Origin of the sequence: Mycobacterium sp. MS1601 (genome assembly GCF_001984215.1) — a bacterium.
Taxonomy (GTDB): Bacteria; Actinomycetota; Actinomycetes; order Mycobacteriales; family Mycobacteriaceae; genus Mycobacterium.
Map to the genome: position 1 here is coordinate 1 of NZ_CP019424.1, position 13210 is coordinate 13210.

At 65.2% G+C, this 13210-nt stretch carries 16 protein-coding genes and 1 pseudogene; 8 read left to right on the forward strand and 9 right to left on the reverse strand.

Going from position 1 to position 13210, the window contains the following annotated elements:
* The 4 genes and pseudogenes from BVC93_RS32755 to BVC93_RS32770 form a co-directional block, all read left to right on the forward strand.
* Positions 1–235: cytochrome P450 (locus tag BVC93_RS32755; RefSeq protein ID WP_157517385.1), on the forward strand; the 235-nt coding region annotated here is incomplete at its 5' end.
* 259 nt (positions 236–494) lie between these two features.
* On the forward strand, positions 495–962 hold the full coding sequence (locus tag BVC93_RS32760; RefSeq protein WP_192860469.1) for a PaaI family thioesterase: 468 nt from the start codon (positions 495–497) through the stop codon (positions 960–962).
* Positions 963–968: 6 nt separating this feature from the next.
* Positions 969–1418 (forward strand): PaaI family thioesterase, encoded by a 450-nt coding sequence (locus BVC93_RS32765; RefSeq protein WP_068920420.1) that lies wholly within the window; start codon positions 969–971, stop codon positions 1416–1418.
* Positions 1415–2304: pseudogene (locus BVC93_RS32770) on the forward strand (alpha/beta fold hydrolase). The gene BVC93_RS32765 and the pseudogene BVC93_RS32770 overlap by 4 nt, the downstream one beginning before the upstream one ends.
* A gap of 237 nt (positions 2305–2541) precedes the next feature.
* Here the strand turns inward: BVC93_RS32770 and BVC93_RS33730 are convergent.
* The 4 genes from BVC93_RS33730 to BVC93_RS32790 all read right to left on the reverse strand — a co-directional run bounded on the left by BVC93_RS33730 (position 2542) and on the right by BVC93_RS32790 (position 7110).
* Positions 2542–2790, reverse strand: coding sequence for a DUF732 domain-containing protein (locus BVC93_RS33730; protein ID WP_056547418.1), 249 nt, complete (start codon positions 2788–2790; stop codon positions 2542–2544).
* Between the two features lie 131 nt (positions 2791–2921).
* Positions 2922–5942: an MMPL/RND family transporter gene (locus BVC93_RS32780; protein WP_056549682.1), complete on the reverse strand. Its 3021-nt coding sequence runs from the start codon at positions 5940–5942 to the stop codon at positions 2922–2924.
* A gap of 47 nt (positions 5943–5989) precedes the next feature.
* Positions 5990–6424: a DUF6188 family protein gene (locus tag BVC93_RS32785; RefSeq protein WP_056547432.1), complete on the reverse strand. Its 435-nt coding sequence runs from the start codon at positions 6422–6424 to the stop codon at positions 5990–5992.
* Between the two features lie 92 nt (positions 6425–6516).
* Entirely contained in the window at positions 6517–7110 is a 594-nt protein-coding gene (locus tag BVC93_RS32790; protein WP_056547435.1) for a TetR family transcriptional regulator, read from the reverse strand.
* A 157-nt stretch (positions 7111–7267) separates the two neighbouring features.
* On the opposite strand from BVC93_RS32790, the gene BVC93_RS32795 reads away from it, so the two are divergent.
* The 4 genes from BVC93_RS32795 (at position 7268) to BVC93_RS32810 (ending at position 10599) form a co-directional block, all read left to right on the forward strand.
* Positions 7268–7927 carry a TetR/AcrR family transcriptional regulator gene (locus BVC93_RS32795; protein WP_156720696.1) on the forward strand — a complete coding sequence of 220 codons (660 nt, stop codon included), beginning with the start codon at positions 7268–7270 and terminating at the stop codon, positions 7925–7927.
* 213 nt (positions 7928–8140) lie between these two features.
* Positions 8141–8725: a recombinase family protein gene (locus BVC93_RS32800; protein ID WP_068920418.1), complete on the forward strand. Its 585-nt coding sequence runs from the start codon at positions 8141–8143 to the stop codon at positions 8723–8725.
* Positions 8725–9366, forward strand: a complete 642-nt coding sequence (locus BVC93_RS33735; RefSeq protein ID WP_192860468.1) for a hypothetical protein — start codon at positions 8725–8727, stop codon at positions 9364–9366. The genes BVC93_RS32800 and BVC93_RS33735 overlap by 1 nt, the downstream gene beginning before the upstream one ends.
* Before the next feature lie 30 nt (positions 9367–9396).
* Positions 9397–10599 (forward strand): AlbA family DNA-binding domain-containing protein, encoded by a 1203-nt coding sequence (locus BVC93_RS32810; protein ID WP_068920417.1) that lies wholly within the window; start codon positions 9397–9399, stop codon positions 10597–10599.
* A gap of 89 nt (positions 10600–10688) precedes the next feature.
* Here BVC93_RS32810 and BVC93_RS32815 read toward each other — a convergent pair whose 3' ends face one another.
* The 5 genes from BVC93_RS32815 to BVC93_RS32830 all read right to left on the reverse strand — a co-directional run bounded on the left by BVC93_RS32815 (position 10689) and on the right by BVC93_RS32830 (position 12733).
* Positions 10689–11453 carry a hypothetical protein gene (locus BVC93_RS32815; protein ID WP_068920416.1) on the reverse strand — a complete coding sequence of 255 codons (765 nt, stop codon included), beginning with the start codon at positions 11451–11453 and terminating at the stop codon, positions 10689–10691.
* A 98-nt stretch (positions 11454–11551) separates the two neighbouring features.
* On the reverse strand, positions 11552–11854 hold the full coding sequence (locus BVC93_RS32820) for a hypothetical protein (RefSeq protein ID WP_236950578.1): 303 nt from the start codon (positions 11852–11854) through the stop codon (positions 11552–11554).
* Complete coding sequence (locus tag BVC93_RS34665) at positions 11847–12032, reverse strand: hypothetical protein (protein ID WP_335583150.1); 186 nt, start codon at positions 12030–12032, stop codon at positions 11847–11849. Before BVC93_RS34665 ends, BVC93_RS32820 begins: the two co-directional genes overlap by 8 nt.
* Positions 12033–12037: 5 nt before the next feature.
* Positions 12038–12424: a ParA family protein gene (locus BVC93_RS32825; RefSeq protein ID WP_335583151.1), complete on the reverse strand. Its 387-nt coding sequence runs from the start codon at positions 12422–12424 to the stop codon at positions 12038–12040.
* 111 nt (positions 12425–12535) lie between these two features.
* Positions 12536–12733, reverse strand: coding sequence for a hypothetical protein (locus BVC93_RS32830; protein ID WP_068920413.1), 198 nt, complete (start codon positions 12731–12733; stop codon positions 12536–12538).
* Between the last annotated feature and the right edge of the window lie 477 nt (positions 12734–13210).

A 13210-nucleotide genomic window follows, 5' to 3' on the forward strand; every position in this document is an offset into this window, starting at 1 on the left:
CGATCCGGACGTGTTCGACATCGATCGCACCTGCGAACACCAGGTGGCCTTCGGTCGCGGTGTCCACTTCTGCCTGGGTGCGGCACTGGCGCGGATGGAGGCTCGGACCGCCCTGAATGCGTTGCTGGACAAAGTGCCCGACTGGGAGGTCGACCTGGAGTCTGCGCGTCGTCTGCGGTCCGGGCCGATCCGGGGCTTTACGTCGCTGCCCATCATGTGGGCCGCACCGGTCTAGCCCGTGCCCCTGTCCGACGGCCTCGACGATCCGTCCCTTCCCGCGCAGGCCACCCGCAATCCCACGGGCAGCCCGAAGTGGACGCTGGGGTGTCGTGCCTGTCGGTGGCACTGGTCTTCGGCACCAGCCAGGCCGCGATGGCGCTGTCGGCGATCACCGCGGTCGGATCGCAGATTGACACGTCTACAGAATCGAGCACTCCGTGAGCGAGGCGCTGAGCGGTGAGCCGGTGCGGTTGCCGCCGCACACTCCCACCTGCATGGGGTGCGGCCCCGACAATCCCCACGGCCTGCAGATGGAGGTGTTCCGATCCGGGCAGCAGGTCTACACCGACCTGGTTTTCGACGAACGGCACGGCGGGGCACCGGGTCTCGCGCACGGAGGTGCGATCGCCGCGGCGTGCGACGACTTGTTCGGCTTCACCCTGTGGATCGTCGGAACCCCGGCGGTCACCCGCAACCTGGCCGTCGGCTACCGCGTGCCGGTGCCGTTGCATCACCCCCACCGCATCGTCGCGCGCGTCGACAGCCGCGAGGGGCGAGCCCTGCACGTCAGTGCGACCGGGATCGGGCAGGACGGCATCGTGCGCTTCACCGCCACGGCGATGTTCGTTGCCGTGGACGTCGAGCACTTCGCCGCCCACGGCGACCTCGGCGCGTTCGGTGACATGCTCGAGCGTTTCGCTGGAGCACGACCGTCGGCCGATGACAGAGAAGGCGAGGATTGACAGACGATGGTGACCACGACGTTCGCGCACTTCGACGCGCAGATCGCCGACCAGCTGCTCCACGCGGCGAACACGGCGGGCGGACTGTCGACGTTCCTGAATTTTCGACACACCGCACTCACCGCGGGTCGGCTGGTGGCGGAGATGGATACCCGCGAGGACCTGCTGACCCCGTTCGGCAATCTGCACGGCGGGTGTTTGTCGGCGATGGTCGACCATTGTCTCGGGGTGGTGTTCTACCCCGTCATTCCGGCGGGATCGTGGGTCGCGACCACCGAGTTCAAGTTGAACCTGCTCAGACCCGTGTCCAGCGGGGTGTGCGTCGCCATTGCCGACATCGTGTCGCTGGGCAAACGCAGCGGGGTGGCGCGCATCGACATCACCAACGGCCACAAGGCCGTATGCGCCGCGCAGGGCACCGTCACGATCGTGAGCACCGCAGGCAACGCATCGTGACTTCGGTCGTGCAGCATCGGGTCCGGACCGGAGACGGGATCACCCTTGCCGCCGAGTACTACCCCCACGACGGTGATCGTCCCGTCGTGTTCCTCCTGCACGGCGGCGGTCAGAACCGGCACGCGTGGACCACCTCAGCGCGCCGGCTCCAGTCGCGCGGATACTCGGTGGTGGCCTATGACACCCGCGGTCACGGCGACAGCGACTGGGATCCGGCCGGGCGCTACGACGTCGAGCGACTCGCCACCGACCTGCTCGCCGTCCGTGACCACTTCAGCGCCAATACCCCGCCCGCCGTCGTCGGCGCATCGCTGGGGGAATGACCGCCCTGGGCGCGCACCTGCTCGCATCCGGGGCGTCGTGGGCGGCGGTGATCCTGGTCGACGTCACCCCGCGGTTGGAGTTCGAGGGTGCCCGTCGCGTCGTGACGTTCATGGCCGCCCACCCCGACGGCTTCGCCACCCTCGGCGATGCCGCCGAGGTGATCGCCGCCTACAACCCGCATCGCGCGCGCCCCGAGAACCTCGACGGCCTGCACAAGGTGCTTAGGCAGCGTCCCGACGGTCGCTGGGTGTGGCGATGGGACCCGGCGTTCGTCCACTCCAACTTCGACTTCCTGCGCGACGGCGCGGCCGCGGGCACCGAGCAGTTCGACGCGATCAGCCATCTGCTGATTGACGGAGCCCGACGCGTCACCGCCCCAACACTTCTCGTCCGCGGGCTGCTGTCCGACGTGGTCTCCCAGGCCACCGTCGAGGAGTTCACCCACCTGGTCCCGCACGCCGAAACCGTCGACGTGTCCGGCACCGGTCACATGATCGCCGGGGACGACAACGACGCCTTCACCGCCGCGGTCACCGACTTCCTCGACCGCTGCACTCTCTAGACCGCGCCACTGCACCGCTCGGGCACGCTGCCCACGCTTGGGCGACGCGGCCAGTTCGGTGACGTGTTCAGTCTGTAGAGTTTCTGCGCCGTCGGCTGGCTACGTGTCCAAAATCGTTGCTGCACTGACTATTTCGCCGCGCATCACTCATCCGACATGTCGAGCGGTGGTGGACTACCACCACGTCAGCTCTTCGAGAAGCTTTGCTTTTCCACGCAGCAGTTCCCCGGCCCGCTGTCAGCAGCCGAGTTCCCCTCCGGCGGCGACGATGATCTCAACGGCGGCCGGTACTGATATCGCCAAGTCCTTCGAGACCATCTCAATGGCGTCAGAGGATGGATGGCCGCTGTGGGTCAGCTGGCACACCTTGTAGCCCTCGGTCAGCAGTTGTTGAGCTGTCAGATACGCCAGCCTGCTCTGAAGTCGCTGGAGGTAGCCGGCCTCATCGGCGACCGCAGTGGGCGCGGTCGCGACCCCGATGCCCACAGCGATGGCCAGCAGGGCTACATGGACGGCTCGTGGACGCCGGTTCCGCCGCAGCGATGTCCGCGTCGACCCCACACGGACATCGCCTGCTGCGGTAGGTCGGGACGAGTGAGCACAGGCAACGCGGTCGTTCATGAGGTCCGTCTCTGGGGGGTGGTGGGGCGGTGGGGCCACCAGCTGGCCTCGCGGAGCAGGACGGCGATGGCGGGGACGGTGAGGGTGCGCACGACGAAGGTGTCCAGCAGCAGACCGCAGCCGATGATGAATCCGGCTTGGATCATGATGGCGATGGAGCCGACCATCAGGCCCAACATGCTGACCGCGAAGATGATGCCGGCCGAGGTGATCACCGACCCGGTGCTGGCCACGGTGCGTAGGACCCCGACGCGGATGTTGCGGGTGGATTCCTCCTTGAGCCGCGACACCAGGAGCATGTTGTAGTCGGCGCCCACCGCGACCAGGATGATGAACGCCAATAGCGGTACGGGCCAAGCGATTTCACCACCGAGTCCCCACTGGAAGACCAAGACTCCAATGCCCAGCGAGGCAGTGTAGTTGAGCACCACGGTGCCCAGCAGGTAGAGCGGGGCGAGCAGTGCGCGCAGCAGCAGCACCAGGATCAGGCCCACGATGAGCAGGGTGGAGGCGGCCAGCTGGATGAAGTCGGCGGTCAGGAGGCGCTGAATGTCGGAGTTGACCGCCGGGAACCCGGCAACCGAGATGCGGGCTTGCGCCAGGGAGGTGTTGGGTCTGGCTGCCTCGGCGACGGCGACCATCTGGTGGGACAAGTCCATGGCCTCGGCGCTGTAGGGGTCGTTGCTGGATTCCACGAGGAATCGGGCGGTCTTGCCGTCGCGGGAGAGGAACTGTTTGGCGACGTCGGCGAACTGGCGGTTCTCGAAGGCGTTGGGCGGCAGAAAAAAGCCGCTGGAGGTGTCGGAGCCGGTGCTGGCGCGCGCCGAGTTCTGCAGCTGGGTGGCGATCTGGCTCATCCCGCTAAGCATGTCGATGTTGCTGTCGGCCAGGGTGTGCACGCCGGTGGCCAGGGCTTGGGCGCCCGAGGCGAGTTGGCCGATGCCGTCTTGGAGTCGGCGGACGTTACCGGCCAGGTTGGCGGGGTCACCGAGCGCGCCGAACGCCTTGTCCAGCGAGGTGACTGCGGTCTGGACGCCGGCCAGGGTGTCGGCCACGGATGCGTTCTGGCCGACGGTGTCCCCGAGCCCGGCGACCTGGGTGAAGAACCCGGCGTTGCGCAGCGTCGTGAGGACCTGGACCTGGTCGCGGATCTGGGCGCACTGCGGTGTGGTCGCGCACCACGGCGAGGTGTTCAGCGCGCCCACCAGCGGGTCGATGGTGGCGATGGCACCATCGGCCTGCTCGGCGAGCGGGCGCAACCCCGGTCCCGAACGCAGCGCCTGGTCGACCGCGGGTGCGGTCGCCGAGAGTTGGCTCAACAGGGGCCGAAACTGGTCCACCTTCCGCCCTGCGCTCTGGGCCTGATCGAGGATTCCGGTCAGCGGGGTCAGCGCGGTCCGCAGGGTGGTGTCGAGTTGGGCGAGGCCACCGGCGAGTTGGTCCGCGCCGCCGGTGAGCTTGGCCAGGTCATCCTTGCGGGCGTTGCCGTCGTCCACCGCGCCGGCCATCTTGTCGCCGATTTGTCCGTTCTGCCACCCCAGTTGGGCCTGCTCCAGGCGGGCTCCCGCGGGTCGGGTGACCCCGGACACCTTCGTCACCCCGGGGACCTGCGCGATGCGCGAGGCCATCTCGTCGAGGTCGGCCAGTCCCTTGCCGGTGCGCATGTCGGTGGGAGACTCCACGACGAGGAATTCGGAGATGACGACGTCGGTGCGGAAGTGCCGGTCCAACAGCTGATAACCCTCGTTGCTGGCGGTGGTGGCGGGTTGTCCCTTGCGGTCGTCGTAACTCAACGTCATCGTCGTGGCGACCGCTGAGAGTGCCAGCAGGATGGCCAGGCTGACCAGCAGCAGCGGCACCGGCTTGCGCACCACCGCCACGGCCACGGAGTTCCAGTACCGCCGGGTGCGGTCGGACTTGGGTTCGCCGATACCGCGTTTCGCGGCCAGCGACAGCACCGGCGGCAACAACGTCACGGTCGCCACGAACCCGACCAGGACGGCGACCGCGCAGGCCGGTCCCATCCCGGCGAACACGCTCAAGTTGGCGAACACCATCGCGGCGAACGCCAACGCGACCGTGGCGGCCGAGGCCAGGATGACGCGGCCGATGCTGGCGGTGGCGTGCTCCACCGCCTGATCGGGGGCGACCTGCGCCCTGCGCTGTTCGTGGTAGCGGCTGATCAGGAAGACGGTGTAATCGGTGCCGGCGCCCAGCAGGATCGCCGTCATGAAGGCCACGGTGAACTGCGAGACCGGCATACCCAACTCGCCGAGTACGGACAGCACTCCGCGCCCCACCGCCAGACTGATGCCGATCACCAGCAGAGGCAACAGCGCGGTGAACACCGACCGGTAGACGATGAGCAGGATCAGCGCGATCAACCCGGCGGTGGCGATGGAGATGAACAGCAGATCGTGTTCGGCCTCGGCGATCTGATCGCTGAACGTCGACGGCGGCCCGGTCACCCGCACCGTCGTCGACGATCCGGCGAACGCGTCGGCGGCGATCGCGCGGACCGCGGTGACCGATTCGGCGGCGGCGGGGTCACCGAGCGTGCCGGCCACCCCCACCGGCAGATACCAGGCCTTGCCGTCCTGGCTGAGTGCCTGGGTGGCGGTCACCGGGTCGGCCAGCAGGTCTTGAACCAGCAGAACGTGCGTGGTGTCGGCGCGCAGCCGCGACACCAGATCCGTGTACTGCGTGCGCGCCGAGGGGGTCAGGCCTGCCGGGTCCTCCATCGCGACGAAGAGCATGGTCTTGGAGCCCTGCTCGCCGAAGGCCTCGCTCATTCGGTCGAGGGTTTGAAAAGACGCCACGTCGCGGGGGATCAGCTGGACGGATTGTTTCTGCACCACCGTTTCCAGTTGCGGGAACAGCAGGGCCAGGACCACCGCCAGTCCGACCCAGGCGCCGATCACCAACGCCTTGTGTCGCACGGTGAATCGGGCCAACGCGCCGAGGCGCTCGCTGTACTCCCCGGAGGTCTTGGCAGCCGAAATGGTGCGTTCACGCACCCGGGTGGCGGCGGCGTCGGGCGGGTCCGCTTCGTGGCCGTCGACGCTCAAGGGCGCACCGCAGGGCGCTCGGACACCAGGTCGTCCGCGGGCATGTCGTGGCGGACGACGCGGACCCGGCCACCGGGTAGACAAGCCATGTAACCGTGGCGCTTGCCGTACAACTCCCACGCCGCGAAGCACTCGTCGGCGGCCACGGTGAAGCCGTAGCCGTTGGAGAACTCGACACGCAGCGTGCCGTCGTCCTCGCAGGTGGCGAGCGTGCAGACGCTACCGGCGAAATTCAACAACGGGCGCTGATGATTCGGTACGTCATTCGGGTCGACCATCACGTCTTCGGCCGGGTGTGCCCCCACCGCAGGAAGCGACAAGCGCAGTGGTCGGGTAACGACCAGCTCGTTGTAGTCGGCCATGGTGAGTACCAGGCCGCCAACCAAGCTGACGCGCTGGACCTCGCAGGCTTCGATCCACTGGGTGATCATGAGACCTCTCTACCTCGATCTGATTCGTAACGATACCATCAGTATCGGTGCGCTACTAATAGTGTTGTTTCGTGTGGATCGGGTTGGCCCGGCTACCTCTCGTCGTGGACTATCAACGCGATGCTGCGCTCCAGTCCGATCGCGACGTCTTCGGTGGAGGCGCCGTGCCGGACCCACGCGATCAGGCTGGCCAGCCAGATATCGCCGACCAGGGCGGCAACTCGGTGTTGTGTCGGGCTCGGCTCCTCACCGGCGATCGCCAGCCCGATCAGGTGCTCGATGACCCCCGCCGCGCGGGCCACCTCGGCGCTCGCGCTGCCATCGGCGACGACGAATGCGCGGGTCACGGCCTCGGTCAGGGCCGGCCGAGCGCGCCATTCCTGGCATAGTCGGGTGTTCAACTGCTCCACCCGCAGGCGCGGCGATCCCGCTGTGACCGTCCAATCTCGTTCAGCGCCAATACGTTCGAACTCACGCGCGAGGACGGCGATCAGCACGTGCGGCTTCGACGGAAAGTAGCGATACAGGGTGCCGACTGCCATGCCCGCACGATCGGCGATGGCGCGCATCTTCACGGCGTCATATCCACCGCTCGTGGCGATCGTCGCGGTGCAGTCAAGGATGATCTCGCGTCGGCCGAGTCTCCCGGTGAGGAAATCGTGCCTGATCGATTCGGTTGTCGTCATCGGCGGTCCGCAGCCTTTCGCGTGCTTAGGGCTGTCAGAGCGGTGACACTGTCACGTTCAGCCGCGGCTAGGGATGACCAGTATCGCTACGCTACCGTTGGTACCATAACGTGGTGAGAGTCGTAATGACCAGACAATCCCGGCGACGGAAACGGCGTTGAGCGAACATGTGTTGCCCGACGGCGACGACGCCGATCCGCGTCGGGCGCGGTCACGGACCCGACTGCTCGACGCCGCCGCTCACCTGCTCAGTACCGGCGGAGTCGAGGCGGTCACGATCGAGGCGGTCACCAAGGCCTCGAAGGTCGCACGAACCACCCTCTACCGCCACTTCACCAGTTCCTCCCACCTTCTCGCCGCCACCTTCGAGCGACTCCTGCCCCAGGTCACCCCGCCGCTTCCGAGCTCAGTTCCCCTGCGAGAGCAGCTGATCGAACTGCTCACCCGTCAGGCAACCTTGTTCGCCGAGGCACCCCTTCACCTCACCACCCTCGCCTGGGTCTCACTAGGGCCTTTGTCGCCAGATGGTAAAGACGCGGGCCACACGCAGTCACTGCGAAAAAGGGTCGTCGACCAATACCGCCAACCGTTCGACACCATCCTGCAGAGCCCCCAAGCGCGCGACGAACTCGATGACTTCGACGTCGAACTCGCCATGTGCCAACTCGTCGGACCACTCGCCTTCGCACGCATGACCGGACTCCACACCATGAGCCGGCACCACTGCGAACACATCGTCGATGACTTCCTGACGGCGCATCAACGCATGCGCCCCGGAGGTCAACCAGCCTCAGCTCGCGATTTCTCACCGAAGTAGACAGATTAACGCAGACGCCAAGCCGTGATTCCACGCGCGTGGCGATTGAGTTGTAGCGGCGGCAATCTAACCGTGTCTCGTTTCTAGAGAAACGAGACCGGCTTACGGGGAACACTCCCCCGTCGCATCGCCCCAGGTGGCGCCGTCTCATTTCTCGTCTCACACAGCGTGTCTCAGATCCTCGTTGTCGGTGCGCAATGCGACAGTGGTGCTGTGACGGCGATTCTCGGGTACGCGCGGGTAAGCACTCTGGGCCAGGACCTTGATGCGCAGCTCGCCGCGCTCGCCGCCGAGGGGGTCGAATCCGGTCATGTCTTCACCGACAAACTCTCCGGTGCGGTGAACACCGATCGGCCAGGTCTCACGGCCTTGCTTCACTATGCCCGCGAGGGTGACACCGTAGTGGTAACCGCCATCGATCGGCTGGGCCGATCTGTCGTAGAAGTAACTCGCACCATCGCAGATCTTGGCCAGCGCCGAATCCTGTTGCGCGCGTTACGTGAAGGCGTAGACACCGGTACGCCGACGGGGCGTGCGGTGGCCACCATTATGGCGACGCTGGCCGAGCTCGAGCTCGAGCTCGGCCGCGAGCGGCGCGCCGCCTCACGCGACTCTCGCCGAGTTCGCCAACTGCCGGCCACCAAGCCGGCCAAGCTGACCCCGGAACGCCAAGAACAGCTGCGCCGGCTCGCCGCAACGGGCGAACCGGTACCCGAACTTGCTCAAGCATTCGGCGTCAGCCGGGCCACGGCATACCGCTACCTGGCCAAACTCAGCTCACCATCAGGAGCCGCGTGATGACCAGCACCGATCTGCACCCGTCGACACATCTACGAGCCGCGGCGTGGGTCCCCGACGACGTCGAAGATCGGCCGTGGGAGGACGCCATCGCCCTTGCCTCCGAATGGATTTGGGAACGCAGCCAGGAGGAGGATCTAGCGCCCCTGCTGGTGAGCAACGCGCAAAATGCCGCGAGCTTCGGTTATGCCGACCTTGACGAGATCATCCGAGCTGGTGGGCACGCCACGCCGCAAAGCCGTAGCCGGCCCGACCGCGGGCCGGTCCTAGTCTTCGTGCCAGATGAACGGTCGTTGCACTTCGCGATGGGCCTCGCTCGCGGTCATTCACTCGCTGTCGTCGAGGGTTCCACGCCCTTGGCCGAGTGGGCTGCTGGCGCGGCCGCGGTCAACCTGCTGACGGGAGAGGTCACGCCGTCCGAGATGGACGATGACGTGCGCAAAGACCTCGATTCCGTCATCTTCTACGGCGGCCGTAACGGCTGGACCGGAGCAGATGACAAGGCCCAAGCGCGACGCTTCCTCGGCGGCCACATCAGCGGCGGCCGGCTCACTCCCGATCAAGCCGCCGCCTACGTCCTTTCGTCGCAGTCGGTGTCCGACCGCGGAGCGAAACGGCTACGCGAACAGCTCAGCCGCTAGTCCGCGCGAAAGTCCGGTTGAGGAGCCCCCATGGATGCGATCCAAGCCCGTACAGAAGACGAACTCCAGCGGTTAGCGCTGAATGGGTTGCTTGAAGAAACCCACTGGTTGGATCTCAAGCGGGAGCTGGGATCCGGTAACGCCGCCAACAAGGACCTAGCCAAAGACATCGCTGCTTTCGCTCTTGACGGAGGAACAATCCTGATCGGCGTCGACGAGGACACCTCACCGCCAGGCCTGTGGCCCGTCCCTATCCACGGACTCGCCGAACGCATCGAGCAGATCGCGCGAATGAGAGTCGACGAGGCGGTACAGATCCGCACCACCGCCATCAACTCCACTAGCGATCCCACCCTCGGTTACGTCGTGGTCCACGTGCCGCAGTCAGTTCGAGCCCCGCACATGGTCGATGGCCGCTATTACGGCCGCGGCGACAAAACCAACCGAATGCTCCCCAATGCCGAGGTAGTGCGGCTACTCGACAGGCGACTGGCTGATCGTCGTGACCTCCGAGCGGATGCGCGCGCGATACGTACAGACCTCGTCGGCGGTGACCAACGACTGTTAGTGGTGGTGGCCGAGCCGGTCGGGGCCCGCGAGGACATGCTCGTTGCTTTGTCTGAATCATCAACGTGGCAAGAAACAGTGCTTCAACTAGTGCACTCAGCCACGGACGCTCAAAACCAAACGTATGCACCAACTTTGGCCCAGGCCAGCGGTTTCGCCCGACGTCCTGGCGGCGTCGCACTCACCACTGGCATGTACGACGGGCAACGTTTCTCGGGCAACGACCACGCCGCCGAGATCGTCTTCACCGAATCCGGGCGGCTCGTTCTGGCATCTGAGCGAGCCGTGACCACACGATCATTCCCAAACGTGTTCCCTGCCCAACCCGACGTCACCGTCATATTTGAGGCGTTGATCGTCGGTCACATCAGCATGCTTGCCCGACTCGCTGCGGCGGTCTCCCATCAGTGGGGATATACCGGCAGTTGGCGGTTCGCACTCTCGATGAATGGCCTCAACGACTCGGTCTCATGGACCCTCGCCGACCAGCATTTCGGCGACGGAGGGCCGATCTACACCGAGAACATCTATGAGCGGGCCACTGAAGCTTCGCTAGACGACCTCGACGACGACCCCGGCCAGGTCGCCGCGGACCTCACTGCTCCGCTGCTTCGAAGCCTCGGCAGTTACCCAGCCTGGGCAAAACGCTTGCAACGACAGTCCTAAGGCAGGCCGGCGCCGTTTCGGGGGCGCTATGGATTATTACGTCATGACGTATAGACGTAATTGCGTCTCAACGTAAGTACGTCATGACGTCATGACGTCGTGGGTCGCTGCGTCAGCACGGTCTGTACCTTGCTTCGTCTCACGACCCAGTCGCGCAATTCATGGCTGATCGAGTTCAGCAGCGGTAGGAGAACCCGGTCGTGCTGATGTCGAACGTCGACATAGAGCAGTGAGTCCATATGAGACACGCGGTTTCGTAGTTTCCGCAGATCACGAACCTTGTTGCCTGTGCCGTACCCGCGCGGGTCGTGTTGGACGTGGGGAAATCCCCCATGCAGGCAGTTGCGCCACAGGTCCCGACGGGCTTGAAGGTTCACCGGGTTTTGCACCGGATGGCCGTTTGGGTCCACCCATCCCGCATTGAACTTCTCGGGTAGCAGGTTGGCCCAGGTGCCGAACATGACGTTCGCGACCAGGTCGTCATGGGTGATCGCGCCGCCGTGACGGGGGTGGTTGGCCGGCCGAGCGCGGCGAGACTGGTCAGCTGCCTTGTAAAGGTTGTGGCGGGATGCGCTGAACACGTTCGGCCCCGACAGGTACGGAATGCTGGCAACGTGACCGATCCATTCAGGCGCACCTACATGCTGCTGCGACCACCCGCACAGCTGCGTGTCGATCGCATGCCGCACCGCGACCTCGGCGATTCCCAACGGGTCCTGTAAGGCGGCGGCGACCTCGATGTTCCACTCGTAGAGTGCCAGCGCATCGGCGTCTTGCCCGCCAGAAAGAGACCGATAATGCGCCAGTCGCGAAGGGTGCAGGCTCTTGAAGATCTCCGCTGGGTTCACTGACACAACCGGTCACTGTGCCAGACAAACAAGGAAGCCCCCCTCAGAGAGGGAGGCTTCTTCACGAACAGCCGGACAAGCCGACCGCATCTGTAAGCACTATATCAAATTTGGGACACCAATGAAGACACCAATTTCAAGCATTCGGAGGTGTACAGACGTAACAACGTAACAACGTAATTACGTCTTGGCGTTGTCGGCCAGCCACGATCGGCCAAATCGGTGAGGATCTTGCTCATGCTGGTGTCGCCGTCAAGGGCGGCCTGCTTGAGGCCCCGAACAGTAGAACGGGGCAGGTAGACCGTGGCTCTCTGCATGTCATCTGCGGGGGACCGGAACGCTTCGGCGGCCCGCTTGGAGGGCTCAGTGCGCACACGGGCGGCCATCTTCGAGGTCAGATCAGACATGGGCCATCGCTTCCAGGAGTTCGGTCAGAACATCGTCGTAGCCGTGCAGACGGGTGGGAGTGGCGCCGTAGGCACGGCGCACGTCTTCGCGCCGCAGGATCGGGGTCCCGATGACGGGTACGCCTTCGGCCTCCAAGAGTCCGCGGACTTCATCGGCAAGACGGGTGCGTAGATCCACGCTCGTCAGCAGGACGGCGGTCGGACGGTGAGCGGTGATCTCCAACGTGGGCCAGACCGTCGAACGTCCAGCGGGGACGTCCCGGTCGGCACGACGACCAGATCTGCGATGTCAATGGCCTCCTGGATTACCTGCGCCGTTCCAGGTGGGGTGTCGATGATTGTCAAGTCGCAATCGCGATCTGCGGTCAGGGGCCGGCTGGCCGGCACTACAGGAAACGGCATCGGACCGTCGGCCGTGGCGTCGGCGGCCCATTCGAGTGCAGAGCCTTGTGGATCGGCATCGACGAGCACCACGTCTAAGCCGCGCGAGACGCCCGCGGCTGCGAGATACATCGCGCTGGTGGTCTTGGCGACCCCACCCTTGGTGTGCACCAGGGAAATAATCGGCATACCAGCGATCTTACGTCATGACGTAACAACATAACTACGCTAAAACGCAAAAACGTCATTACGTTATTACGTCATAGTGGTGAACCGAAGCATGTTGACGGCAGGCCATCGCTAGATGCCGACGTGCTTGTCCAGCCAGGCTGCAGCCACGAAGAACACCCCGCCGCCCGCTACGGCAGCGGTGAGTGGTTCACGTGTTCCTGCGTAGGTTCCGATCCCGCTAGCCCCTGCGGCCACCGCGGCCGCCGAGAACACCACGGTGCTGCGCAGCGTCAGCAGCGGCGGTGGGTCCTTCTTCTGTGATGCCACAGTTGCCCCTATTGCTCGTAGAAACATGCCTTCACCCCTTAAAGGGACGGCAGGCCATGTTCTACAGGGGCACCGTGCAGACAACTGGGCCGCTAAACTGCCAACAGCCCTAAACGTGCAGGTCAGAAGGCTATGTCTGGACGGGGGCGCACACCCGGCTCAACAGTCCGGCACGGCTCGTCTTCCCTCGCTGAGTTGCTCTTCACCACACACTGGGCGGCCTCGGCCCAGTTCCGCTGGCATGACGAACCACACCAGTCACAAAAACATCACGGGCGACGGCGTGTCCTGTATCAGATACCGCGATCTTGCTGGCAGTCTTCGAAACATGCCTCGACCCCGTAAAGGCGACCGCGTGGAACTGCTAACCCGCCCGGAGCGTCTCGTTTCCGAAAAGATCAAGCAGCAGGCCGCCGCGCGAGGCATGTCTGTCTCGCAATACGTGGCTGATCTGCTAGCCATCCAAGCCGGCCACCC